The sequence below is a fragment of the Paenibacillus amylolyticus genome, assembly GCF_003719335.1.
Lineage (GTDB): Bacteria > Bacillota > Bacilli > Paenibacillales > Paenibacillaceae > Paenibacillus > Paenibacillus amylolyticus_D.
On sequence record NZ_RIAS01000004.1, the window covers coordinates 305,414 to 328,915 of the forward strand.

Annotated in this window: 22 protein-coding genes and 1 pseudogene; 22 read left to right on the forward strand and 1 reads right to left on the reverse strand. The window is 47.7% G+C overall.

The window, feature by feature from the left end; genetic code table 11:
- Nucleotides 1-111 precede the first annotated feature (111 nt).
- From EC604_RS10035 to EC604_RS29880, 9 genes are all read left to right on the forward strand, one after another.
- Nucleotides 112-576: a hypothetical protein gene (locus EC604_RS10035; RefSeq protein ID WP_240036770.1), complete on the forward strand. Its 465-nt coding sequence runs from the start codon at nt 112-114 to the stop codon at nt 574-576.
- Nucleotides 576-1,031 carry a hypothetical protein gene (locus EC604_RS10040; RefSeq protein ID WP_345789267.1) on the forward strand — a complete coding sequence of 152 codons (456 nt, stop codon included), beginning with the start codon at nt 576-578 and terminating at the stop codon, nt 1,029-1,031. The genes EC604_RS10035 and EC604_RS10040 overlap by 1 nt, the downstream gene beginning before the upstream one ends.
- A gap of 54 nt (nt 1,032-1,085) precedes the next feature.
- Nucleotides 1,086-2,552: a glutathionylspermidine synthase family protein gene (locus tag EC604_RS10045; protein ID WP_123064037.1), complete on the forward strand. Its 1,467-nt coding sequence runs from the start codon at nt 1,086-1,088 to the stop codon at nt 2,550-2,552.
- The gene (locus tag EC604_RS10050; protein WP_123064038.1) at nt 2,540-2,944 is read left to right on the forward strand and encodes a DUF350 domain-containing protein; all 405 of its coding nucleotides are present in this window, start codon (nt 2,540-2,542) and stop codon (nt 2,942-2,944) included. Before EC604_RS10045 ends, EC604_RS10050 begins: the two co-directional genes overlap by 13 nt.
- Before the next feature lie 112 nt (nt 2,945-3,056).
- Nucleotides 3,057-4,004 carry a nucleoside hydrolase gene (locus tag EC604_RS10055; protein WP_123064039.1) on the forward strand — a complete coding sequence of 316 codons (948 nt, stop codon included), beginning with the start codon at nt 3,057-3,059 and terminating at the stop codon, nt 4,002-4,004.
- A 209-nt stretch (nt 4,005-4,213) separates the two neighbouring features.
- Nucleotides 4,214-4,540 carry a PadR family transcriptional regulator gene (locus tag EC604_RS10060; RefSeq protein ID WP_090921618.1) on the forward strand — a complete coding sequence of 109 codons (327 nt, stop codon included), beginning with the start codon at nt 4,214-4,216 and terminating at the stop codon, nt 4,538-4,540.
- 6 nt (nt 4,541-4,546) lie between these two features.
- Complete coding sequence (locus tag EC604_RS10065) at nt 4,547-5,524, forward strand: permease prefix domain 1-containing protein (RefSeq protein WP_151458064.1); 978 nt, start codon at nt 4,547-4,549, stop codon at nt 5,522-5,524.
- Nucleotides 5,525-5,885: 361 nt separating this feature from the next.
- Nucleotides 5,886-7,688 carry an S-layer homology domain-containing protein gene (locus EC604_RS10070; protein WP_161556905.1) on the forward strand — a complete coding sequence of 601 codons (1,803 nt, stop codon included), beginning with the start codon at nt 5,886-5,888 and terminating at the stop codon, nt 7,686-7,688.
- A gap of 70 nt (nt 7,689-7,758) precedes the next feature.
- Nucleotides 7,759-7,926 (forward strand): hypothetical protein, encoded by a 168-nt coding sequence (locus EC604_RS29880; protein ID WP_161556906.1) that lies wholly within the window; start codon nt 7,759-7,761, stop codon nt 7,924-7,926.
- 127 nt (nt 7,927-8,053) lie between these two features.
- On the opposite strand, the gene EC604_RS10075 is transcribed toward EC604_RS29880, so the two are convergent.
- Nucleotides 8,054-8,533: a heme-degrading domain-containing protein gene (locus tag EC604_RS10075; RefSeq protein ID WP_240036772.1), complete on the reverse strand. Its 480-nt coding sequence runs from the start codon at nt 8,531-8,533 to the stop codon at nt 8,054-8,056.
- Nucleotides 8,534-8,756: 223 nt separating this feature from the next.
- On the opposite strand from EC604_RS10075, the gene lspA reads away from it, so the two are divergent.
- From lspA to EC604_RS10140, 13 genes and pseudogenes are all read left to right on the forward strand, one after another.
- On the forward strand, nt 8,757-9,239 hold the full coding sequence (gene lspA / locus EC604_RS10080) for a signal peptidase II (protein WP_123064042.1): 483 nt from the start codon (nt 8,757-8,759) through the stop codon (nt 9,237-9,239).
- Nucleotides 9,240-9,668: 429 nt separating this feature from the next.
- Nucleotides 9,669-11,462, forward strand: a complete 1,794-nt coding sequence (locus tag EC604_RS10085; protein ID WP_240036774.1) for a cache domain-containing sensor histidine kinase — start codon at nt 9,669-9,671, stop codon at nt 11,460-11,462.
- Nucleotides 11,452-12,240 (forward strand): response regulator, encoded by a 789-nt coding sequence (locus tag EC604_RS10090; protein ID WP_123064043.1) that lies wholly within the window; start codon nt 11,452-11,454, stop codon nt 12,238-12,240. Before EC604_RS10085 ends, EC604_RS10090 begins: the two co-directional genes overlap by 11 nt.
- A 166-nt stretch (nt 12,241-12,406) precedes the next feature.
- A complete protein-coding gene (locus EC604_RS10095; RefSeq protein ID WP_123064044.1) occupies nt 12,407-13,744 on the forward strand; it encodes an extracellular solute-binding protein in 1,338 nt (445 codons plus the stop codon).
- 62 nt (nt 13,745-13,806) lie between these two features.
- Nucleotides 13,807-14,688 (forward strand): carbohydrate ABC transporter permease, encoded by an 882-nt coding sequence (locus EC604_RS10100; RefSeq protein WP_123064045.1) that lies wholly within the window; start codon nt 13,807-13,809, stop codon nt 14,686-14,688.
- 37 nt (nt 14,689-14,725) lie between these two features.
- Complete coding sequence (locus EC604_RS10105) at nt 14,726-15,607, forward strand: carbohydrate ABC transporter permease (RefSeq protein ID WP_240036798.1); 882 nt, start codon at nt 14,726-14,728, stop codon at nt 15,605-15,607.
- Between the two features lie 276 nt (nt 15,608-15,883).
- Nucleotides 15,884-17,293, forward strand: coding sequence for an MATE family efflux transporter (locus EC604_RS10110; protein WP_123064047.1), 1,410 nt, complete (start codon nt 15,884-15,886; stop codon nt 17,291-17,293).
- A 111-nt stretch (nt 17,294-17,404) separates the two neighbouring features.
- The gene (locus tag EC604_RS10115) at nt 17,405-18,322 is read left to right on the forward strand and encodes a helix-turn-helix transcriptional regulator (protein WP_123064048.1); all 918 of its coding nucleotides are present in this window, start codon (nt 17,405-17,407) and stop codon (nt 18,320-18,322) included.
- Between the two features lie 95 nt (nt 18,323-18,417).
- Nucleotides 18,418-18,681: pseudogene (locus EC604_RS10120) on the forward strand (Rpn family recombination-promoting nuclease/putative transposase); the annotation flags it as partial.
- 270 nt (nt 18,682-18,951) lie between these two features.
- Complete coding sequence (locus EC604_RS10125; protein ID WP_123064049.1) at nt 18,952-19,665, forward strand: response regulator transcription factor; 714 nt, start codon at nt 18,952-18,954, stop codon at nt 19,663-19,665.
- Complete coding sequence (locus EC604_RS10130) at nt 19,662-21,179, forward strand: sensor histidine kinase (protein WP_123064050.1); 1,518 nt, start codon at nt 19,662-19,664, stop codon at nt 21,177-21,179. Before EC604_RS10125 ends, EC604_RS10130 begins: the two co-directional genes overlap by 4 nt.
- Nucleotides 21,180-21,241: 62 nt before the next feature.
- A complete protein-coding gene (locus EC604_RS10135; RefSeq protein ID WP_123064051.1) occupies nt 21,242-22,351 on the forward strand; it encodes a hypothetical protein in 1,110 nt (369 codons plus the stop codon).
- A 255-nt stretch (nt 22,352-22,606) separates the two neighbouring features.
- Nucleotides 22,607-23,494, forward strand: coding sequence for a rhodanese-related sulfurtransferase (locus EC604_RS10140; RefSeq protein ID WP_090921769.1), 888 nt, complete (start codon nt 22,607-22,609; stop codon nt 23,492-23,494).
- The last annotated feature ends 8 nt before the right edge of the window (nt 23,495-23,502 follow it).

Sequence of the window (23,502 nt, forward strand, 5' to 3'; positions counted from 1 at the left end):
GCGAATAGTGTAACTTTTTTCCTCTTCATGCGTTTAATACGTTTGTGTATATTGAATCGGCTCACCTACGAGCTTGCAGATAGGGAGGGAATCACCATTTATTATTCATTGATGTACCGCAGTTGGTCGGAGGATAAACAGGCAGAAACGGGCGTGCTTGATCAGACCTCGGTGACGCGGGATGAACTGTTTATGCGCAAGCTGGTGGATGCTACCCTGATGAAAAACAAATTATGGGCTCATCTGTCCAATGAGTGCCAGGATCGGCGCGAACATGCCATCTACGTGACTGCGTATGAACAGCAGATGCCGGAAGGGCACGGTGCTGCTATTGCGGATGCAGCGCTGGGCATGTGTAAAATGTCTTCCATGTACAGCCCGGAATATATGCTGTGGAATGGACGTTCCTTTGAGGAGCTGGAGCTTGCGGAATCTTCTGGCTACACGATGGAATTGGCCGAACAGCTGCTGGATCACTACATGGTGCGGGAAGGCAAGACGTACGAGTTTTTGTACTCCGTGCTCGATGCGGATCGAAAGAAAGTACTGTTTTTCATGAAAGAGGTGGATCTGTAATGAAGGAAGAAGAGGTGCGAAAACCTTTATCCGGGCAAGTGTCCAGAAACATTGTCGGGGATGAAGTTGCATTCACGTTAGAGTCTAGTTCTGAGACCACAGTGGCATCTAGCAGCGCATTAGAGTCAAAATCGTCATCCACATTAGACTCTGGAATGGGCTTCAAACCAAGCCCTAAATCAGATGCCAAACCGGGCTCCAAAGCGAAACTGGTTGCATTCTCGCTGATGCTGGCTGTGCCTGCAGTGCTTGCGGGATGTGGCAGTAACAACGACGAATGTGATCCCGAATATGATACAGGCTGTGAGTACGACTCCAGTAGCGGTCATTATTATTACGGCGGATATGGTGGATCGTCTTATCGTGGAAGCAAAGATAGCAGCAGCTCTTATAAAAGCTCAACCAAATCCAAATCGAGCGGTTTCGGCAGCTTTTTCCGAAGTTCGGGAGGTTAATGACATCATGAAGCAGGCAATCATTCTCCGCATCATTCGGGGGAGGCTGGCAGGATGAGGGAAGTGTACTCGATGCCATTCAGTCACGAGGAGATTTTCTCGGGTGAAGCTGGAGAGAAGATCCCATATCATCGCATGTACGGCAAGCAGTACTGTGTACCCGCATTGACGGTTTACACACCGGATGAACTGGATGAGCTACACACTGCGGCGGAGGCGGTGGATGCGATTTACAGCAAAGTCATGCGTTTTATTCAGCGCTATATGCCGGATTCATTTCTGGAGCATCCTCTGGGTATCCACCCGGGGTTGATCGCCGCAGCACGCATGGAAGCTGTCACGGGCGGAATCACCCGTCAGGACTGGATTATTGGCGAAGCTGGTCTGAAATGTATTGAAAATAACACCGACACGCCGACAGGTATTCCTGAATCGGCGGCCCTTGAACACATTTTGATCGGACGGACAGAAGACCATACATGGACTGCACCCTCTGTGCATATGGATGCACGTATCCGAGATTGTTTCCGATCTTGGCTGACGTTTTATGCCGAGCAAGGGTTAGAAGGGCCGGTGACGTTTACTTCATATGGCGATCATGTTGAGGATCGAACCAACACCGCCTACCTTATGGAACGTTGCCGCGAAGCCGGATACGAGGTGTTATATGCTCCGCTGGAGGAGCTTGAGATCGTGCCGGGAGAGGCGCTGTATCATCAGGGCTGCGAGATTCGATTGTTGTATCGGCTGTATCCGCTGGAATACCTGATCGGGGATCGGGACGAGACGACCGATGTAGACATTGGTGCTGCTCTGATTGAACTAGTGCGAGAAGGACAGCTTGGCCTGATGAATCCTGTCCAGCATGTGCTGATGCAGAGCAAAGGTTTTATGGCTGCCCTCTGGTCGCTGTACGAGCGGAATGAGCAGACGCCAGAGTATTGTGGATTTACGCTTTTTGACGAGGCAGAGATGGAAGTGATTTCACGTTATCTGTTGCCAACCTACTTCACCGCGGAGCCGTTTGAGCAGAGCGATGTACCTTACGTAGCCAAAAGCTATTGGGGGCGCGAGGGCCGTGGGACCATTTTGCTGGATCATCAAGCAGTTCAAGATCAGGCGGACGTCGTGGATACAAATGCGAATAAGAATGCAGATACGGCAACGAACACTCAAGCACATTCTCTTTCTAATTTGAAAAGAGAACTGGAGTCAGACATCACAGGGGACATACCTGTAGTCTTGAATAGATATGATGACGAGGACGAAGAGGTCACCGCCTATTATGCAAACCAGCCCAAGGTATATCAGCAACTCGTGCCGATGGAACAGGCTGTAATTCAGACAGAGGATGGAGAATACCATGGTTATGTGCTAACGGGTGTATTTGTGATTGGTGGACGTTTTGCCGGAATGTTACCCCGGGTAGGGGAGAAAGTTACCGGAGATATGGCATATTATTGCGCTGCTGCTGTACGTGAACCGATGAATGATGAGGAGGAGAAGGAATGGAAAAGCTAGGATTGAACCTCGTGAATGTTGCGGTGGGGATTGGCATTCTGTTAGTGGTATTGATTGTGGGGTATTTTGCGTTTAGCAAATTGACCCGATATAACGATAGCGAGGAAATCGCCAAAGGCAACGAGGCAGCAGGTATGTACATGGGAAGCAAGTTATTAGGTCTGTGTATCATTGTGGGTATGGTGTCGTTCTCAACGCATTCGTGGCTGGATATGCTACTGTGGTCGGGGCTGGGTATCATTATTCTGTGTCTGGTTTATATTATATTTGATTTCCTGATCCCGAAAATGCGAGTGTGTGATGAAATTGCGCGTGGTAATATGGCGGTGGCACAACTGCTTCGTTCCGTAATCATCGGCGTTTCCATCGTCATCGGTACATTTTTGATGTAAAATAGACCTGACGTTTCGCATAGATATGTCCGTCGAATGATCATGGTGATATACACGAGGGCCGTTTGGCGGATATAGAACGAATACTATACAGAAGAAGGAGCGCGGCAGCATGAGAAGAGTCATCATTGATACGGATACAGCAGGAGACGATACGATTGCGATTCTGACGGCATTGCATCATTTTCAGGTGGAGGGCATTACGATCACCGGAGGTAATGTGCAGTTTGACCAAGAGGTTGAAAATGCACTGTACACCGTGCAAGTTGCCGGACATGGCGGGAAGGTTCCGGTATACAAAGGCTGCGAGCGTCCACTCATGGCCTATGGTCAGGCCCAGCATCGTACGGTAGAAGATGTGCATGGCGATGATGGTATGGGCGGCGCGCATTTCCCCAAGGCGGATCAGCGTCCCGAGAGCGGGCATGCGGTTGATTTTATTATCGAAAAGGTGCATGCACATCCAGGTGAGATTGAACTGCTGGCGATTGCGCCGCTAACGAACATTGCAATGGCGATTCAGAAAGATCCAACCATCATCCCTGAGATCGCTCATCTATACATCATGGGTGGAACGAACAATGCACTGGGCAATATCACGCCGGCGGCAGAATATAACTTTTACGTAGACCCGGAAGCGGCCAAAATTGTACTGCATGCAGGCATTCCGATTACGATGGTTGGCTGGGAGATGTGCACTCAATATTCCGTTATGGATGATAACGATCATGCAGAGATTGCAGCACTCCGTACCTCGGGCTCCGATTTCTTCATTGCGATTAATAAAGTGGTCATGCAATTCAACAAATCGGTACATAAATTGAACGGAACAACCCATCCCGACACTTTGTTAATGGCGGTTGCCGCAGATGAGTCACTCATGACGAAGTCGGGTCATTATTACGTCGATGTGGAAGCGGCAGGAGAATTAACGCGAGGATACAGTGTTGTGGATATCAACGGACGTTTGGGTAAAGCGCCAAATGTACGTGTCTGTGAAGCGATTGATCGTCCGAAGTTCAAGTCCATGCTGCTGGATGTGCTGTCCGCCATTCAGTAATCGCATCGTTAAACGCAGAGAAAGAGAACCGTTTGTTAAATAGTTGACTGAACATGCGTAAACTAAGGTTACAGCTCTTAAATCCGTACCTCTAACCAGGTGCGGATTTTTATTTTTCCTATTTTCAACTAAACTACTTCATCTGTCGTAGTAACTATGCTATACTCAAACTACTACGACAGATGAAGTAATGAGGAGGAATACCTTTTGTGATCAGCAGTGACGTAATACGCGGTTATAATGATACGCTGATCCTTTATATGCTGCTTGAAGGAGAATCGTACGGATACGAGATTTCCAAGAACATCAGGCAGCTAACTGATGAAAAGTATGTCATGAAGGAGACCACACTCTATTCGGCCTTCACCCGCTTGGAGAAAAACGGTTATATTGAATCCTTTTATCAGGATGAAAGTCTGGGAAAACGCCGCACGTATTACCGGATCACGCCAGCTGGCCTGGACTATTACAGGGAAAAATGCGAGGAATGGAAGGTTACGCAAGAGGTCGTTAATCTGTTTATCAGGGAGCTGTGATCGGATATGGAGACAATAATGGTGTATCTGGACAATATGTTTGCGGGATTGCCGAGAAGTCCTGAGGTGGAGCGCATGAAACAGGAGCTTCTTTCGGGTATGGAAGATAAGTATCTGGAGTTAAAACAGGAGGGCAGATCGGAGAATGAGGCGGTTGGCATTGTGATCTCCGAATTTGGCAACATCGAGGAACTGATGGAAGAGCTCGGTATTCAGACTGAGGATGCTGCGGAAACATATCCAGTGCTGACCGAAGAAGAGGTTCAGGCCTATCTCGCGGCTAAGCGAAGTGCAGGTTTCTGGACGGGGCTGGGCGTGTGGCTGTCCTCAGCGGGAATAGCTTTTCTTATATTAATGGATACGCTGTTCGAGAGCTTTGGGTCTTCATCAGATCAAGGTACGTTCGGCATTGGCTCTGTGCTGGGCATGAGTGGAATGTTTGTATTGGTGGCTGTTGCCGTGGGCATGTTCATCTACAGCGGTATGAAGCTGGGACGGTTTGAGTATATGGAGATAGGGTTCCAGCTCCCCCGCTCCCTTCTGATGACTCTTCAGCGTAATAAGGCAAGCTTTGCACTCACATATCGAGTGGCTCTTATTACGGGCGTGTGCCTGTGCATCCTGTCTCCTGTTTTCATCTTTGCAGGGGCCTATGTGAATGATACGTATGCTTCTTACGGTGTGTCGGCTCTCTTAGCTACAGCGGGGATTGGTGTGTTTTTGTTTGTCTATTACGGTAATATTCAGGGTTCCTATACGACGTTGCTGGAGAATCAGCACCTGAATGCAGCCAAGAGAGAAGAGGCACGAGCAGTGAGAGCTGTTGAGGCTGTGGTTTGGCCGCTCGCGACAGCGTTCTTCCTCTTTACGGGTTTCGTCTACCAGCGCTGGGATATTAACTGGGCGATTTTCCCGATCGTCGGCATTCTCTCCGGCAGCTTTAGCAACGTATATCACATTATGAAAAATAAAAAGCCATCCTGATCTCAACTATAATTCCCCTGAGAGTTTCGATGTATTAATTTTCGGGGGAGTTTTTTTACTTTAACTTTTATCACATTCTAATTTTACTTAAAAAGGTCAATTCATCATTAAGATCCATATTACGGTAAGGATCTTTATTTTTTGTATTAATGGTACCTTCTAGAAAATGCTATACTACATTTATAGAATTTAGAAATTGAATGGTCGAAGTTAGCACTTTGATCTACATTCAACATGAGAAGGAAAGGGAGTGAAGGAAAGGTTTGTCCGATCAATTAGTGAGAGATATCTATATCTTAATAGGAGGAAATGTATGTTTTTTAAAAGGATGACTCAAAAAGTAAACATATTTATCTTAGTTATGAGTATGTTATGTCTATCAGGTGGAGTTGTTTATGGTCAAGATGTGACCTCAGATATTGAAGGGCATTGGGCACAACCTACCATTGATAAATGGCTTTCAAAAGGATTGATCAAAGGATGTTCCGACGATTCCTTTAGGCCCAACAATGTAATTACACGTGGAGAATTTATGGCATTAGTTAATTGTCAATTTGAATTTAATGAGCTAGCAGGAGTGCATTATACTGATCTGTCTGCCTTAGATTGGAATTATTCAGAAGTACAGAAGGCGGTAAAAGAAGGATACATAAAAGGTTATAAATTACCTAGTGACGAGAAAGTAGCTTTAGAATTCAAGGATTCGTCAGAATTTTCATTGTGGAGTAAAGGTTCCGCAGGTGCTGTATTCTCCGAGAATAACATAGGCTGGAATGTGGATTTTGCTGAAAACAATGCAGGTACAGCACAGGTAGTAACACTGGAAATCGAAAATGGAGCAACAGCTCCGGGTTCATATTATGTCTATTTTACAGATGGGGGAGCACCGATCCCAGAAACGGTTTCTATTACAGGTACAGAAACGGCAACGGAAGTAGCATCGAAAATAGCCGTAGCCTTTGGGACATCCATACCGGGGTGGAGTGCAGCCGCCGATGGATCCAAAGTACACTTTACATCGCAGCAACCGGGCACGAATAACGAACATGTTCGGTTATATGCATTGGAGGCATCAGGAGTTGGTGCGCCTTCAAGCACAACTACAGTTGCCGGAAATCCAGCGACTAATACGTCTCAGGTAGTAACATTAAGTTTGCCTGGTTCCGAAAGTAGTGATGGGCCGATAGGTGTTAAATTTATGGATGGAGCATCCGAATGGGTAGTCCATGTAAATATGATGGGAAGTCCCGAAACGGGAAGTGAGCTTGCGGACAAGATCGCAACAGCATTTGGGACAACCATTCCGGATTGGAATGTATCTGCCAGTGGGACGAAAGTGATCTTCACAGCCAAACTTCCGGCAGCGAATAATAGTAAAGCTCTGGCAAGACTTTCCGGGTTGAACACAGGAATCGGCATGCCGGATAGTAAGATTACAACCGTAGGGGCTGTACCGATGCCTGATACAGCACAGGTAGTAACACTGGAAATCGAAAATGGAGCAACAGCTCCGGGTTCATATTATGTCTATTTTACAGATGGGGGAGCACCGATCCCAGAAACGGTTTCTATTACAGGTACAGAAACGGCAACGGAAGTAGCATCGAAAATAGCCGTAGCCTTTGGGACATCCATACCGGGGTGGAGTGCAGCCGCCGATGGATCCAAAGTACACTTTACATCGCAGCAACCGGGCACGAATAACGAACATGTTCGGTTATATGCATTGGAGGCATCAGGAGTTGGTGCGCCTTCAAGCACAACTACAGTTGCCGGAAATCCAGCGACTAATACGTCTCAGGTAGTAACATTAAGTTTGCCTGGTTCCGAAAGTAGTGATGGGCCGATAGGTGTTAAATTTATGGATGGAGCATCCGAATGGGTAGTCCATGTAAATATGATGGGAAGTCCCGAAACGGGAAGTGAGCTTGCGGACAAGATCGCAACAGCATTTGGGACAACCATTCCGGATTGGAATGTATCTGCCAGTGGGACGAAAGTGATCTTCACAGCCAAACTTCCGGCAGCGAATAATAGTAAAGCTCTGGCAAGACTTTCCGGGTTGAACACAGGAATCGGCATGCCGGATAGTAAGATTACAACCGTAGGGGCCGCACATCCTGTTGGAGTACCTCAAAAAAGTTACTATCGTTTTAACAATTGATGCTGCTCCAACTAGTATGTAAAGTATTAGAGTTGTATTTCAAGACGGCACAAATGAAACTGTAAAACGTGTGAGTTTATCAGGAACAGAGACATTAGATGAAGTGGCTGGTAGAATTGAGTCTGCATTCGGACACTCCATTATTGGATGGGACGTGTCTCGTACGGGTCATGATGTCATTTTTACAGCAAGTGTACCAGAAGATAATAAACCTGATGTAAGGGTGGCTGTCTACTAGGAATAAAAAGATAGTAAGGACAGTTTTATAACAAAACACCTTCAGAGTAGATATTTTCATATCGTTTCTCTAGAAGGTGTTTTTTGTATGGTGAGCGACTTGGGAATTATTTTTCCTTAAGCAGGCTCTATTTCAAAAACGAGCGAATGCCAGTAGTAACGAGATCATGATCTTCCTCATCAGGCAGACCCGATATTGTGATTGTCCCCACTTGCCCTTCCTCTTTTAGGATCAGCGGAAATGCGCCACCAGCCAGTACATAATCGGAGTCATTTAGTTGGTAGTCTTGCTCCAATGTTTTGTTTTCGCTCCGTAATCGCAAGGCCGTATGCCAGGAGCTGGAGCCGAAGTGGTTGACCACGTTGTTTTTGCGCCGAATCCAATTTTCGTTATCGGGGTGTGTGCCTTCCATCGCATGCAAAAAGAGACGATGCCCCTTTAGCGTAATATCAATGGTTACCGCTTGTGAGCGGCGTTTCGCTTCCTGAACTAGATGCAGACCGAGTTGTAGCGCTGTTCCGGAGTTGAACGTATCCCATACCAGTTCTTGTTCTTCCTGCTGCATTTGCGCTAATCTGCCAGTGATTTCGGGATTTATCGAATTCAAATGAAAGACATCTCCTTCGTATGTGTGATGAAGCTCTACATTCGACGCAGGACAGGGTTCTACCTGCCCGCACTGAATTACACACTTTATCGGATGTTAGAAGAGACTCAAGACCCGATCATTTGGAGACGTTATAACCGCTGTGGTAAAGTAAGGGGAACGTTATGATGATTTTTTACAATTGAAATAAAGAGCAATTCAGGCAGGCAGGAGGGGGAAAAGCATGCTGTTTTATTTTATCGCGTTGCTGGTTACGCTTGTAGATCAGGGTACCAAAATAGCGGTTCGGATGTATATGGAGGTTGGCGAAGTGATGCGGCTTGGGGATTCAGGGATGCAGCTGCAGCATTATGAAAATAGCGGGATGGCCGGAAGCATGTTTCAAGGGAATGCGCGTTTGTTTGGGGTCATTGCCGTGCTGTTTATCGCAGGTATGCTCTATTATCGGCATAAAGGTGAGATACGGGGATTCTGGATGCAGGCCGGGGCAGGTTTCATGGTCGGTGGTGCGCTGGGCAACGCCATAGACCGTTTTGTTTATGCTCGTGTGACGGACTTTCTGGTGTTTCCGTCGGGGCAGGGTATCTTAAACTTGGCGGATGTGGCGATTAACATTGGTGTGGTGATGATCATCATCGGCATGTTGATACGCGCCTATCAGCGGTATCGGGAGAAACGCTTGCGTAATGCATTGCCTAAGGGGTGACATCTATTCAATGATACACCCTGCGTTTTAACATGTTGAATACATATTGGGGTGTAGCCAGCTTGATGTAACAAAGTTAGCACGTTACATGCAAGAGGTGCTGCACCCCAAAATTTAAGGGCTTTGCGCACGAATAACCGATAGCGGTTTGAAAACTTATGTGAGAAATGATGAGACGAATGCAAGGAAAAAGAGAGGTAGGCATTGGGAAAATACTTTTCCATTGATTCCCAAACCAAACTGTGCTATTTTGAATTTGTTAGTTTAATCGGTAAACAAAGTGGAGCGGGACGTAGGGGAGATAACATTGTACGAATTCAATTTGCAAGCGCTTTAATTCAAGCATAACAGAATAATGTAGATAAAATCCGGCATCGAGTGAACACCGTCAATGCAAAAAGGCGGGCGTGAGATGGTGGTTTCTTTTACATGCAGAAAGAGGAGGACGTTTGGACATTGCAGCGGAAAACAAAACATTTTAACTCGCTTCGCAATCAGATCTTTGTCGGTTTTGTGATGGTTATGCTCATTGTTCTTCTGCTCGCAGGCATCACAGCCTATGACCGTGTAGCGGCTTTGCTGAAAAGCAATGCCGAAAAGCATATCCATCAGACCGCAGTACAGGCCAGTGGCAGGTTAGATGCACTGATTGCACAGGTGAATTCCCTAACCGCCCAGGTTGCAGATGATGCTTACGTGCAACGTCTGCTGAATGAAGAGAAGCGAGGGCAGAAGGCGAGCTTTAATCAGCGACAGGCATTGCTGCAGATCGCAGGCAGTTACCAATCCTTTATTAATGGCGCCCAGAGTATGGAGATATACACCACGGATTACAGTCGTATCTTTCCGATGGATGACCGTTCCTTAAGTCATAGGCTGGAGCGGAACTGGATTGTCAAAGCGGACGAGGGTAAGGGGCGACTGGTGTGGGCTGGCTCCGATCCCGACGATCCGAGCATTCTTCTGGCTGTTCGGCGGATCAGTCTGCTGGAGCGTTCTTTTGAGCATGGGGGATACGTGGTTGTGAGAATGCAACGTAGTTTTTTTCAATTGAATGATTCGAACGGGGCAGATGGCTCCCAGGATTCGATTATGCTACTGGACGCCGGTGGTGAAGTCGTGACCTCCAATCTGGACGTACATCTGGACCCTCAGGCAGTGATGGATAGTGAGTCCGTCGTTCAGAACGGGAAAGAGTCTTATATCGTAGTGAAGCAACGTTCCGAGCTAACAGGCTGGACGCTAGCTGTACTGACACCGCTGCGAGAGACCACGGAAGGGGTGTCGATCCTGAGAACGGCTTTGCTTGTATCAGGCGTCATCGGCGTTGTGCTTTTTCTGGTCATGTCCTTCTTCCTCTCCACGATGATTACCCGTCCGCTCATTCGGCTGATGCGAGCGATGCGTGGGGCACAGCCTGGAGCAATGAGGCCTAACCTTATGATCAGCTCCACCTTAGAAATCAATGAACTGAATGACGTGTATAACCAGATGGTATACAGGCAGAATGAATTGACGCAGGTGGTACATGAGAAAGAGGTCATGCAGTCCCAAGCTGAGATGAAGGCGCTGCAATCCCAGATCAACCCTCATTTTCTGTTCAATACACTAGAAGCATTCTACTGGTCGTTGGAGGAAAAAGGAGAGGAGGAGATGGCGCGGATGGTTATCGCAATGTCTCGGTTATTTCGGTACATTATCTCCAGTCCGCACCAGGATGAATGGGTGACGATTGCGGACGAGCTTGAGCATGTAGAGCGATATCTGAACATTATGCAGATGAGGCTCGGTGACAGGATGCAGTGGGAGATCAGGCTGAGTGAGGAACTACGCAGTACACCTATGCCGAAACTGCTCATTCAACCGCTGGTAGAGAATGCTGTTTTGTATGGCATCGAGAGCACGTTAAAACCCGGAAGGGTAGAGATCGATGTATATCCTTCCTCAATAACAGGGCTAGTGCGTGTGGAGGTGCGCGATAATGGGCCGGGCATAGACGAGGAACGTCTTCAGACGATTAAACAGGCGCTAAACGGTGGTGAGCCGGTAGCTCCAGGCCGAGGAGCTGGTGTGGGGTTGATCAACGTATATCAACGTCTACGGCTTTATTTTGGTCGTCAGCTTGGTGAGCATGCCAAACTTACTGTGGAGAGCGAAGCTGGAGCAGGGACAGTGATTCGATTCGAGATTCCGAGGGGAACGGAGGCTGCACATGATTCATGAAAAAACAATTCTGATTGTGGACGACGAGCCGCGTACAAGAGAAGGCATACGGAAGACGCTTGAAGCATGGTCTGCCGGGAAGAACCGGATTCAGACGGTTGCGAGTGGCGTGGAGGCCAAAGAGTGGCTTGCAAGCCAGCCGGCTGATCTCCTGATTACGGATGTACGAATGCCAGAGTTTTCTGGCTTGTCTCTGGTGGAAGCTATTCAACATTTTCCTAGCAAACCTGCGGTGCTGATCATGTCAGGATACGCAGATTTCAATTATGCGCAGCAAGCGATTAAGCTGGGTGTGGTGGATTACTTGCTCAAGCCGATTGATAAAGAGCAGCTGCTTCAGACGGTACAGAAGGCACTTCTCCTTCATGAGCAGCAACGACGTATTCAAGCGATGCAGGACCTCGTTGACCCGAAGCTGGTAGATATCCGGGAACGGAGAGAGCACCAGGATAATACACCGATTGGAGAAGCCTTAGCATACATTGAGACACATCTGGGTGACCCGATGACTATGCGTGAGCTTGCCGATTCCCTGCACCTGAATTCCAGTTATTTTAGTGTGCTGTTCAAAGAACAGGTCGGGCTGAATTTCAGCGAATATCTCATGCGCAAACGGGTACAGCGAGCAAAGGAGCTGTTAGTGCAGACGAACCTGCCCATCTCCGAAATTGCGGAGAGAGTAGGGTATCAGACCGATAAATATTTTATCAAAGTATTCAAAAGCCTGGAGAACATCAGTCCGAGTAAATATCGTCATGCCGTGAACGAAAAGGATTAACAGAGTGAATGAAGGAGAGTTCTCTCGTCCAATAAAGCAGGTAATAAATACTCAAAATAGTGGAGTTTTTCCAAATCATTCTACCCTTATAGGCTGGTGGTGCCCATGCTACAATTTTTTTAAAGCGGTTACAAAAACCGAAATTCCACTATTGGGGGTTGGAAATATGAAAAGAAAGACACTGGCGATGATCCTGTCATGGACGCTGATTTTGGCTGTCATTTTGTCTGGATGCAACAATGCAGGTTCCGGGGCGGGCAATGATTCCGGTAGTAATGCAAGCGGCGGTGACAGTGGCGGAGATGGCAAGGTTACTCTGAAATTCATGCATCTCTGGCCAGCTGGCAGCTCGGCACAACAGAACAAGCTGGTGAACGATATTATCCAGCAGTATCAGACCGATAACCCAAATGTGACGATCAAGCAGGAAGTGCTGGAGAATGAACAATACAAAAACAAACTGAAAATTCTGTCTGCTTCCAATGAACTTCCCGATGTGGGCGTAACCTGGGCTGCGGGATTCCTGGAGCCTTATGTGAAGGGTAACCTGTTTGCACCGCTCGATGATTTACTGAAAGGGGAACTTGGGGAGAAGTTTATCGCCGGAACGACCGAGGCTTACGCGGTAGACGGCAAAACGTATGCACTGCCGATCGAGCTGAATATCTCACCTATTTATTACAACAAAGCGATATTTGATAAATATAATTTGCAGACACCAGCCACCTATGATGAATTCCTAAACGTGGTGAAGACGCTGACCGATAACGGTGAAGTGCCGATTGCACTAGGGAACAAGGACCGCTGGACGGGTTCACTCTGGTACATGTACCTGGCGAATCGTGTAGGCGGCGATGCGCTGGAGAAAGCCATTAATGGCTCTGGCAAGTTTGATGATCCGGCGCTGACACAGGCTGCGGCTGAAGTGCAGAAGCTGGTGGATATGAATGCATTCAACAAAGGTTTTAACGGCTTGTCCAACGATGAGGGCAAATCCGAATTCATGAATGAAAAAGCGGCTATGTATCTGATGGGAACATGGGAATTGCCAAACTTTACAACGAACCCGGACATTCCGCAGGAATTCAAGGATAAGGTTGGATTTTTCAAATTCCCGACGATTGACGGCGGCAAAGGCGACATTAACAGCTGGGTAGGCGGACCGGGCGTAGGATTGTTTGCGGCTCAGAACTCGAAAGTGAAGGACGAAGCACAGAAATTCATTCAATACTTTGTGGAAAAATGGGGCGAAAGCTCTGTGACCGAAGCTGGGGTCATTCCAGCAACTAAAGTGGATACCGCTGCAGTCCAGCTGCCACAACTTTACATCGATCTGCTGAACGAGCTGAATCAGGCGAGTAGCTTGACCCTCTTTGCAGATGTGCAGATGAAACCGGCTGCTGCCCAGGCGCATCTCGACATGATTCAGGCGTTGTTTGGCAAAGCAGTTACACCGGAAGACTTTGTGAAGAATCATCAGGCTGCGATCGATAAAGGCAACTGATGTAGACCTCACCGACACGTACACCATTTGAATGTTTGAACGCTTGAAGGGAGGATTACGTCTTGGACAAAGTCATGTCGAACCGTCTGGTGGCCGCACTGTATGTACTGCCTGCGCTGCTTCTGCTGCTGGTTCTGGTCTACATCCCCATTGTACTTACGGGCTATTACGGTTTGATGCAATGGGATGGAATTGGGGCAATGACGTTTATTGGTTTGGATAACTACACCAGATTGCTCCAGGACAGTACGTTCTGGCAGAGTGCCAATCATACCTTTTTGTTAGCCTTATTCTCTGCGCTGAGTCTCATTGGTTATCTGATGATTGCATTGGTGCTGTCAGGCAAGATCAAGGGTGCAAATCTATTTCGTAAAATATATCTGATTCCGATGCTGTTATCCTCCGTTGCGATTGCCCAGTTATGGCTGAAAATCTACCACCCCAGCAACGGTGTGCTGAACAGCTTCCTGGAAGCCATCGGATTTAGCAATCCGCCAGCTTGGCTGGCGGAGCCATCACTGGTGTTGTATGCATTGTTCGTGCCAATTTTGTGGCAGTATGCAGGTTTCTATATTTTGATTTACTATGCAGCACTCAAAAATATCCCGGAATCGCTTATTGAGGCCGCGCGGATAGATGGTGCAAACCCGTGGCAAATTGCTTTCCGGATTAAGCTGCCGCTCATTACGGAAGTCATTAAAGTGACCGTGGTGCTCGCCGTGGTCGGCTCACTGAAATATTTTGACCTCATTTATGTCATGACAGATGGCGGTCCGAATGGCTCCAGTGAAGTCATGGCCTCCTACATGTATCGTCAGGCATTTCGCAGTTTTGACTTTGGATACGGCAGTGCGGTAGGTTTCTTCCTGCTTCTGATCTGTCTGGTCGTGACTTGGCTGCTTCGCAAAGCAACGGCATCCAAAGATACAATTCAGTATTCCTGACGCTTACTTACAATGAAAGGAGGTCATCCCGTTGAAGATGGAACCGGCTGTTCGGCTGCCAGTAGGCCCGGAGACAGGTCACAGCCCTGCATGGACGAGAAGGCTTGGATATGTCCTGCTCTATGTACTTCTGTCACTGGTGGCTTTGCTTCAAATCCTGCCTTTAATCTGGCTGATGTTATTCTCACTCAAAAATAACCAGGAAGTATTCGACATGGCTCCTTTTGCGCTTCCGGCACAGCCGCGTTGGGAGAACTATGTCAAAGTATGGACGGAAGGCAATATCAGCTTATACTTTTTCAACAGTGTATGGATTACGGTCGTTTCAGTGGTGTTTACGGTGCTGTTTGCAAGTCTCGTAACCTTTGCGATCACACGCATGCGCTGGAAGGGGCGTTCACTGGTGCTGGGACTGTTCATGGTAGGGCTGATGATCCCGGTGCATTCCACGCTGATTCCGCTGTTCAGCCTGTTTTTGAAGTTGAATCTTACCGATCATCCGTTATCGGTCATTCTTTCTTACATTGCATTTAATATGCCGATTACGATTATGATTCTGCTAGGATTCTATTATGCGCTTCCAAGAGAGGTAGAAGAGGCAGCGGTGATGGACGGCTGCTCGGTGAACCGCATCTTCTTCCGCATTGTACTGCCGATGACGGCTTCGGTCATTGCTACAACCGCGATCATTAACATGATCTATGACTGGAACGAATTTATTTTCGTGAATACCTTCATCAGTTCGGATGCATACAAAACACTGACGGTCGGAGTGCAGAACTTTATCGGGCAGTACACCACCGATTGGGGTGCCATCGGGGCTACGCTGATGATCAGCATTTTGCCGATTTTGATTGCGTTCCTTGTGCTGAGTGAACGAATTGTTGAAGGGATCGCTGCAGGTTCGGTTAAAGGATGATTGCCTGCCAGTGCTTCCACTGATTTTAAAAGTAAAAGAATTTAAGCCCTTCCACTACTCGCTTAGTTAGCGTGGTGGGAGGGTTTTGTTATGTCTTGGAGTCGTCACAGAACGCCATAAAAAAGCGACAGCCAAACAGGTTTTATGAAAACAATAAACTACCTATTACTGGAATTTTCAAAATACTTTCAATTATTTTCGCAAAACTACTGCATTTTCAAACCACCTGTGCTAACATACCCTATGAATTGAAGCAAACGTTGGAAAGGTGAGAAAATGACAGCAATATCCTCGACCAAAGAGTCCCTCCGTTCAGATGCCCAGGACCTGAAGCTGATCCGGCTGACTTGGCCTATTTTCCTAGAACTCTTCTTGTTTATGTTGATGGGGAGCGTGGATACGCTCATGCTTAGCTCGGTATCGGATAATGCCGTTTCCGGGGTGGGAGCGGCCAACCAAATTATCTCGATTGCGATTCTTGTACTTGAAGTCATTGGACATGGTGCTGCCATTGTAGTAGCCCAATATATCGGTTCGAAAAAGCTGACAGAAGCAGCACAGGTTACAGGTAATGCCATTACGCTAAACCTAGCGGTCGGATTGATCCTTAGTGTGATCTTCCTGGTGTTTGGCGGACACTTGCTGTCGCTTTTGAATATACAAGGTGAAATTTATGATTATGCCCGTTCCTATATCAGCATTGTCGGGGGCGGAATCTTCCTGCAGGCCCTCATTAATGCACTGGCCGCAACGATACGTACACACGGTTATACCAAGGAAACGATGTATGTGTCCGTGTTTATGAACGTCATTCACGTGATTGGTAACTATGCTCTGATCTTTGGTCACTTCGGACTGCCGAAGCTGGGTGTGGAAGGTGCAGCGATCTCGACGGTAGGCAGCCGTTTCGTCTGCTTGCTGATCTTCTTCTGGCTCTTGTATCGTGTCAGCGAAGTGCGTGTAGATTTTGAATATTACATTAAGCTGTCCAAAAATTTTATTGGCAAAATTCTGCGCATCGGCATTCCTTCTGCGATGGAGTCGATGGTGTACCACTCTTGCCAGCTCGTATTTACGCTGTACGTGACCTATCTAGGTGCGGAAGCGATGGCAACGAAGCAATATGCAGGCAACATTTCCAGTTACATTTATCTGTTCAGTATGGCCATCGGCATGGGGACATCGATCATTGTTGGCCGACTTGTCGGTGCTCGGCGCAAGGATGACGCTTATAAACGTGTATTTGACAGTGTAAAATGGGCGCTTCTGGCTACCGTTGTGATTGACGTGATCATTATCATTTTCCGCGTGCCGCTGATGAGCATCTTTACGGATAATCCAGAGATTATCCGATTGGGAGCGCAAGTGCTCTTGCTAAGTTTGGTGCTTGAGACCGGACGTACATGCAATATCGTCATTATCGGTTCTCTGCGTGCGGCAGGGGATGCGAAGTTCCCGGTATACATGGGCCTGATTTCCATGGTATGTATGAGTCTGCCTCTCGGATATCTGCTGGTGTTCCATTTAAATCTGGGGCTGGCAGGTGTATGGCTTGCTATTGCGGCAGACGAATGGACACGTGCGGTCATTATGTACTTCCGCTGGAAGAGCCGTGCATGGGAGAGACATGAGCTGGTGGAGCATGATGAAGAAGAGTCTGGTGCACAGCCGGTTCCGGCAGTCTAAATACGCGAAGAGTCAGTCAAGGACAGAGTTGTCCTTGGTCTGGCTCTTCTTTTTTGATTTTTCCGCAAAAATGATCAAAACGGCGCCTTCTTGAGCACGTATAGTAAGGATATGGAAGGGGGACATCCTCAATTGAGTCGATATCAGGAGATGATTCAGCATAGCTTGTTCTACATCGAGAACCATCTGCATGAAGAGATTGGACTGGAAGACGTGGCTGCCCATGCGGCATTATCGCCGTATCATTATCACCGGCTATTTCGGGAAGAAGTGGGCATGACGGTGGTTGATTACATTCGCCATCGGCGGATGAGTCTGGCGTCTATTGCACTTCGCTCCACAGATGCGGGTATATTGGACATTTCACTTGCCTGTGGATTTGAAAGTCAGGAAGCGTTCACCCGGGCTTTTCGCAAAATGTATGGCATGCCGCCTGGACGTTTTCGCAAATTATTTGATCTTAAACTATTCACTGGAAAAACCAGAGGAGGAGAAATAGAGATGAATTCTACAACGGCAATCAAAGGTTGGATGTTAACGGGGAGTCACCCGCAAAATTATGAGATGGGACTTGATCCTGCGGAGGTACATCAAGGCAAGGCCTCAGGGTATTTGAAGGCCGTTACACCAATGGAACCGAATGAATTTGCGACGATGATGCAGCAGTTCAGGGCAGACAAGTATGTAGGTAAACGGATGAAACTGTCCGGGTTTGTCAAAACCGATCGTGTGGAAGCGTTCTGCGGACTTTGGATGCGTGTGGACAATCAGGTGCAGGATGTGCTTCAGTTTGATAATATGCATGATCGGCCGATCACGGGTACACAGCCATGGAATCAGTACAGCATTGTACTGGATGTACCGGCAGAGAGCGCAGTGATCTCGTTTGGGGTGATCCTGAACGGGAAAGGCAAGGTCTGGGTCGACAGCTTCCGCTTCGAAGAGGTGGATCTAAACACACCTGTGACGCATATGGAGACGGAATATGAGATGTCGGACGAGCCGTTAAACTTATCGTTTGAGGAATGAAAAATCAAATAGCGCGGGTTATTTTTAAACGGAAGGAGGGATGGGAATTATGGTATAATGCTGGTGAAGAATGGAGCTGAAGATGTGTGACGGAAAAGAAAGCGATGGATACGCTGGAATTTCTGAGTCATGATGCTGCCACCCGCATGGCGTATGACGCCCGGATGAAGGCGTTGAGCGATGAGAAGTCAATGATTGAGGGCGCGCGGGCAGAAGGGGCGGCCAAAGGCAGGTTGGAAGGCTTACGGGAAGGTAAACAAGAGATGGCCCGTGAGTTGTTGGCGCTCGGTGTGGACATGTTCGCCATTGTGAAAGCCTCAGGACTTTCCGAAGAGGAAATCCGAAAGTTGCTACCTTAGCAATAGGTACCAACAAAGATGATTAGCGTTTAAATATTATCAGTCAATTTCACATGGTTACAGTCAACATGTAATAGAGAAATTTTGAGCCAGTCCATCGGTGGAATGGCTCTTTTTGTTGTCTTTGGGGTATAAAAAGAAAAAGGACAGCGTGCAGATTGGACTATACTCGTCTATTGCTGGAAACGACCAAAGTTTCATGGCATATTGATCGCCATCTTGTTAACATAAACGCATAAACCAATGACACAGATAAAGAGGATGAGTCCGATGAATAGAAAAGTGCTGGTTGTGGATGATGAATCCAGCATCGTTAGTGCCATTTCGTACGCACTGCGGCGTGAAGGGTATGAAGTGGAGACAGCGAGTGATGGCGAAGAGGCATTGGAAAAGGTTGCTTTGTTCCATCCTCAGGTCATGATTCTGGATGTGATGATGCCCAAACTGGACGGATATGGTGTCTGCCGCAGGCTGGAGGATCGGGAGGATATCGGAATTATTTTGCTCACCGTCAAGAACGAACTGGTGGACAAAATTGTCGGCCTTGAAATGGGCGCAGATGATTATATGACCAAACCGTTCGAAATCCGTGAATTACTCGCCCGCGTGAAAGCACTGATGCGTCGGGTGGAGAAGAGCAATACCCCACCGCAGGACGACTCCAAGAGCCAAGCGATTGTCAATGGAACACTGCGTATTCATGTTGCTCATCGCACAGTGACGGTGGGTGAAGAGAAGCTGGATTTAACACCGAAGGAGTTCGACCTGCTAACCATCCTGATGTCTAATCCGGAACGGGTGTACACACGGGATGATTTGCTGGATCGAGTGTGGGGCATGGAGTACGCAGGGGGGACACGGACGGTAGATATTCATATCCAGCGTTTGCGCAAAAAAATCGGGGATACCGATCAGCAACTGCTGCAAACGGTATACGGTATTGGGTACAAGGCAGCTGCTCCTGAAGCAGGCGGAGCGGTATGAGAGTCAGCATTAAGCTAAAATTCAGCGTGTTTCTGGCTGCATTGCTCATCCTCACGGTGGTTGTGCTTAGCTCCCTCGTGCTGCGGGGCATTGAACTTAATCAGCAATCACAGGTGGAGAGTACTCTCGCGCAGCAGACGCGTCTCATTAATCTGAATGTGCGCCAAGCGTATTATACGGAGGCCATTCGCCGAGAGCCGGAACGGTTCCTGCAACAAAATGGACGCAGATTGGCGCAGGCTCTCTCTGATTCAACGGGTTTGCCGATTGCACTATATGACATGAGTGGCAAACAAGTAGGGGCTTCCTTTGCCCCAGCCGAGAGTGAACTTGTTGAGGAGACCTTGAATTACGCATTGAAAAATAAAATTGCCTATCACGAGCAGGGGGAGACATTGCTTTATGCCGCCCCGCTGGACGGCCCGGAGGGACAGATTGGTGCCATCTGGATTCAATATTCCGTGCAGAACTATCAGGACTTCTATGCCCGGATTCAACAATTGTTCCTATGGGCGGGCATCACGGTGGTCGCGCTTAGTTTCATTCTCGGCTATCTGTTCTACAACCGTTTTGCTGTAGCGATTACCCGGTTGAAGAAATCAGCGTCTTCCATTCAAGAAGGCAACTATATTACCGAATCTCCGGTCAAACGTAAGGATGAATTGGGCGAGCTGGGACAAGGGATTTATTATATGAGCACGTCTATTCAACAAAACATTGCAGCCATGCATGCCGAGCAGCAGAAGCTGCAACTGGCAATCGAGAAGTTACAAGCGCTTGAGCAGCAACAGAAACAATATATCGGCAACATCAGTCATGAGTTCAAGACACCATTGACGTCGATCAAAGCATATGTGGAGCTCTTAAACATGTACAAGGATGATCCACAACTGCTGGACGATGCGACGATTAATATCGGGAAGGAAACCGAACGATTATATGAAATGGTAGAAAAGGTGCTGCATCTGTCCGCGCTGGAAAAGTATGATTTTGAGAATCAGGCGGAGGATGTAGAGATCGGTGCATTGCTGGAGGATGCTTGCGGACGAATGCGAGGTAAGGCCGAAAAGTTTGCACTGAACATGGATCTGGGCCTGGAGCCTGCCATCATTCACAGTGACCGGGAAAGTCTGATGCATATTTTCATCAACCTGCTGGACAATGCGATCAAATATAACGTTCCTGGAGGCATCATTCGAGTGGAGAATGAGCGGCGTACAGAGGAACATCAGGCGGTCATTCGCATCTATAACTCAGGTACGCCGATTCCGGAAGAGGCACGGGAGAAGATTTTTGAACCGTTTTACACGGTCAATAAGGACAGAGCTCGTAAAACAGGCGGAACCGGACTGGGTCTATCCCTCGTAAAGCAGTTTGTTGAGAAGCAAGGCGGAACGATTACATTATTACCGAGCGATCCAGCGCATCAAGATGGCGTGACATTTCAACTCGTATTCCCACTGGCAGATCAAGACATAGATACAAGTTTACAAGTTGGAAACAAGTCTGAATAACTTTGGAAGTATGCCAGCTTTATGATGGGGGTATAGCATAAGTAACCGAGGGGGATCACGACATGATGAGATGGATGAAAGTTACGTTTGGAGCGCTGGGGGCAGCTGCATTATTGACCACTGTCGCTTGTGGAAGCACCACAGAGCCGTCTGGCAATTCACAAGGTGCAAAAACAGGTACAGACATTACGGTCAAAGATAACACGAACACGTCCGTTTACCAGAATTTCAAACTTGAGAAAATAGATAAATTGCCTAATATGCGAGGAATCGCTTGGTTGAGCGAGAACTCGATTGTGACGGATAAAGAAAACACGTCCATGAAACCCGTTAATGTAGAGGGAGAGGAACGGTATCCGCACAACCTGTACATGTATGATCTGACGAAGGGCACAGATACACCGCTCATAGAGAGCGAGGTTAACCTGGGAGCGCCGCAGGTGTCGCCGGATGGGCAGCATCTGTTCTACTGGCAGACGGAGGAAACGACAGGCTGGCCTTTTATTCTGAACCTGAAGAGCGGAGAAGCGATTGCCGCGGGTAAAGAGGATGGATTCATTCAGGAAGGTGCCTGGCTGGATAATGAACATGTCGTTTTTTCCAATATGAAAGGGGATCTGGTCTCGGCTTCACTGGACGGTACCACAAAGGTATTGGTAGAGACAGGTAACTTTAATGTGCGCAGCATCAAGGTGTCGGGCAACGCGATCTATTACATTACCGGAGAAGACGGTCAACTGAACACCTATGATGCGAAGACGGGCGAAGTCAAACAGGTGCTCAAAAGCGTGGAGTGGGTCATCCCTTCGAACGACGGAACAAGGCTTGCGATTGTAAAAAGAACAGCGGATACCAAACGGGCGCTGGTGCTCACCGATCTGGAAGGCAATGAGAAGGCCACACTCGCCAGAGGCACGCAGATTTTTGGCACAAGCTGGTCGGGTGACGACTCCAAGATTGCGTACACGATTAATTCGGATAAGGATAACGAAAAAGGATTGTTTGTTTCCAATACCGAATCGGCAGAGCAATTCCAGATCTCCGCAGAGATGGACAATGTAGCTGATGCGTTGGCTTGGAGCCCGCAGGGAAACAAAATTTTGCTGTCACAATCCGTGATGGAGAATGAAAAATATCACTTTGTGACCTCGATTATTACGATTTCGGAATAGTTGCCCAATCAAAGGATAGTGACGGCATGGAAGGCGTGTTCCATATCTTTCATGCCTTACTATACATTTATATTGACTAAGTCCTTGCGCTTCCGATAAACTAGTATGCAGGAATATAAAGTCGAATGGTTAGACAGCAGTTCGAGACGATGTTTCGGGCGGCTGTTTCTTTTCTTTTTCTGCAAGTCAGGGTGCAACGTAGGTGGCTCGCCGGAAGAACCGGCCAACAACATGGAAGAGGAACAGGTGATATACATGTGTAACAGCGCGTATCGCGTGCTTTTATATTATAAGTTCGTGAAGATTGAAGACCCCGAGACGTTTACGCAGGAGCATCTGCAATACTGTAAAGACCTAGGGGTGAAAGGCCGTATTCTGATTGCCTCCGAGGGTATTAACGGTACGGTATCAGGAACGCCGGAGCAGACGGAGCAATATATGAAGGACATGCACGCCAACCCGTTGTTCAAGGATATGGTGTTTAAGATTGATGATGTGGAAGAGCATGCGTTCAAAAAAATCTTTGTGCGTCACAAAGCAGAACTGGTGACTTTCCGCGTAGACGATGAACTTGATCCGAATGAGATTAGCGGTAAACGCCTCTCACCGAAGGAATTCCACGAGCATTTGCAACGGGATGACGTTATCGTCATCGATGGACGCAATGATTATGAGTATGAAATCGGTCATTTCCGCGGCGCTATCCGCCCGGATGTCGAATCATTCCGTGAATTCCCCGAGTGGATTCGCGAGAATCTCGGCGATATGAAGGACAAAACAATCATTACGTACTGCACAGGCGGTATCCGCTGTGAGAAGCTGACAGGGTTTATGATCAAAGAAGGTTTCCAGGATGTTGCCCAACTGGAAGGCGGAATTGTAACTTACGGGAAAGACCCTGAGGTGCAAGGGCGTCTGTTTGATGGAAAATGTTATGTATTTGACGAGCGGATTTCCGTACCGATCAACCGTACCGATGAGGATATTGTTATCGCCAGCTGTTATCACTGCGGTACGACCCATGACCGATATATTAATTGCCCGACCTGCAACCTGCAGCATGTCTGCTGTGAGGATTGCGAAGAGACGCATAACCGCTTTTGCTCGGATGCTTGCCGGGAGGCAGCGCCCGTACAGGCATAAGCAGGAGA

What these genes read in the sequence shown, in the direction of transcription:
- EC604_RS10035 (WP_240036770.1), top strand. Translation starts at nt 112, where the DNA reads ATGTACCGCAGTTGGTCGGAGGATAAACAGGCAGAAACGGGCGTGCTT.
- EC604_RS10040 (WP_345789267.1), top strand. Translation starts at nt 576, where the DNA reads ATGAAGGAAGAAGAGGTGCGAAAACCTTTATCCGGGCAAGTGTCCAGA.
- EC604_RS10045 (WP_123064037.1), top strand. Translation starts at nt 1,086, where the DNA reads ATGAGGGAAGTGTACTCGATGCCATTCAGTCACGAGGAGATTTTCTCG.
- EC604_RS10050 (WP_123064038.1), top strand. Translation starts at nt 2,540, where the DNA reads ATGGAAAAGCTAGGATTGAACCTCGTGAATGTTGCGGTGGGGATTGGC.
- EC604_RS10055 (WP_123064039.1), top strand. Translation starts at nt 3,057, where the DNA reads ATGAGAAGAGTCATCATTGATACGGATACAGCAGGAGACGATACGATT.
- EC604_RS10065 (WP_151458064.1), top strand. Translation starts at nt 4,547, where the DNA reads ATGGAGACAATAATGGTGTATCTGGACAATATGTTTGCGGGATTGCCG.
- EC604_RS10070 (WP_161556905.1), top strand. Translation starts at nt 5,886, where the DNA reads ATGAGTATGTTATGTCTATCAGGTGGAGTTGTTTATGGTCAAGATGTG.
- lspA (WP_123064042.1), top strand. Translation starts at nt 8,757, where the DNA reads ATGCTGTTTTATTTTATCGCGTTGCTGGTTACGCTTGTAGATCAGGGT.
- EC604_RS10085 (WP_240036774.1), top strand. Translation starts at nt 9,669, where the DNA reads ATGCAGAAAGAGGAGGACGTTTGGACATTGCAGCGGAAAACAAAACAT.
- EC604_RS10090 (WP_123064043.1), top strand. Translation starts at nt 11,452, where the DNA reads ATGATTCATGAAAAAACAATTCTGATTGTGGACGACGAGCCGCGTACA.
- EC604_RS10095 (WP_123064044.1), top strand. Translation starts at nt 12,407, where the DNA reads ATGAAAAGAAAGACACTGGCGATGATCCTGTCATGGACGCTGATTTTG.
- EC604_RS10105 (WP_240036798.1), top strand. Translation starts at nt 14,726, where the DNA reads ATGGAACCGGCTGTTCGGCTGCCAGTAGGCCCGGAGACAGGTCACAGC.
- EC604_RS10110 (WP_123064047.1), top strand. Translation starts at nt 15,884, where the DNA reads ATGACAGCAATATCCTCGACCAAAGAGTCCCTCCGTTCAGATGCCCAG.
- EC604_RS10115 (WP_123064048.1), top strand. Translation starts at nt 17,405, where the DNA reads ATGGAAGGGGGACATCCTCAATTGAGTCGATATCAGGAGATGATTCAG.
- EC604_RS10125 (WP_123064049.1), top strand. Translation starts at nt 18,952, where the DNA reads ATGAATAGAAAAGTGCTGGTTGTGGATGATGAATCCAGCATCGTTAGT.
- EC604_RS10130 (WP_123064050.1), top strand. Translation starts at nt 19,662, where the DNA reads ATGAGAGTCAGCATTAAGCTAAAATTCAGCGTGTTTCTGGCTGCATTG.
- EC604_RS10135 (WP_123064051.1), top strand. Translation starts at nt 21,242, where the DNA reads ATGATGAGATGGATGAAAGTTACGTTTGGAGCGCTGGGGGCAGCTGCA.
- EC604_RS10140 (WP_090921769.1), top strand. Translation starts at nt 22,607, where the DNA reads ATGTGTAACAGCGCGTATCGCGTGCTTTTATATTATAAGTTCGTGAAG.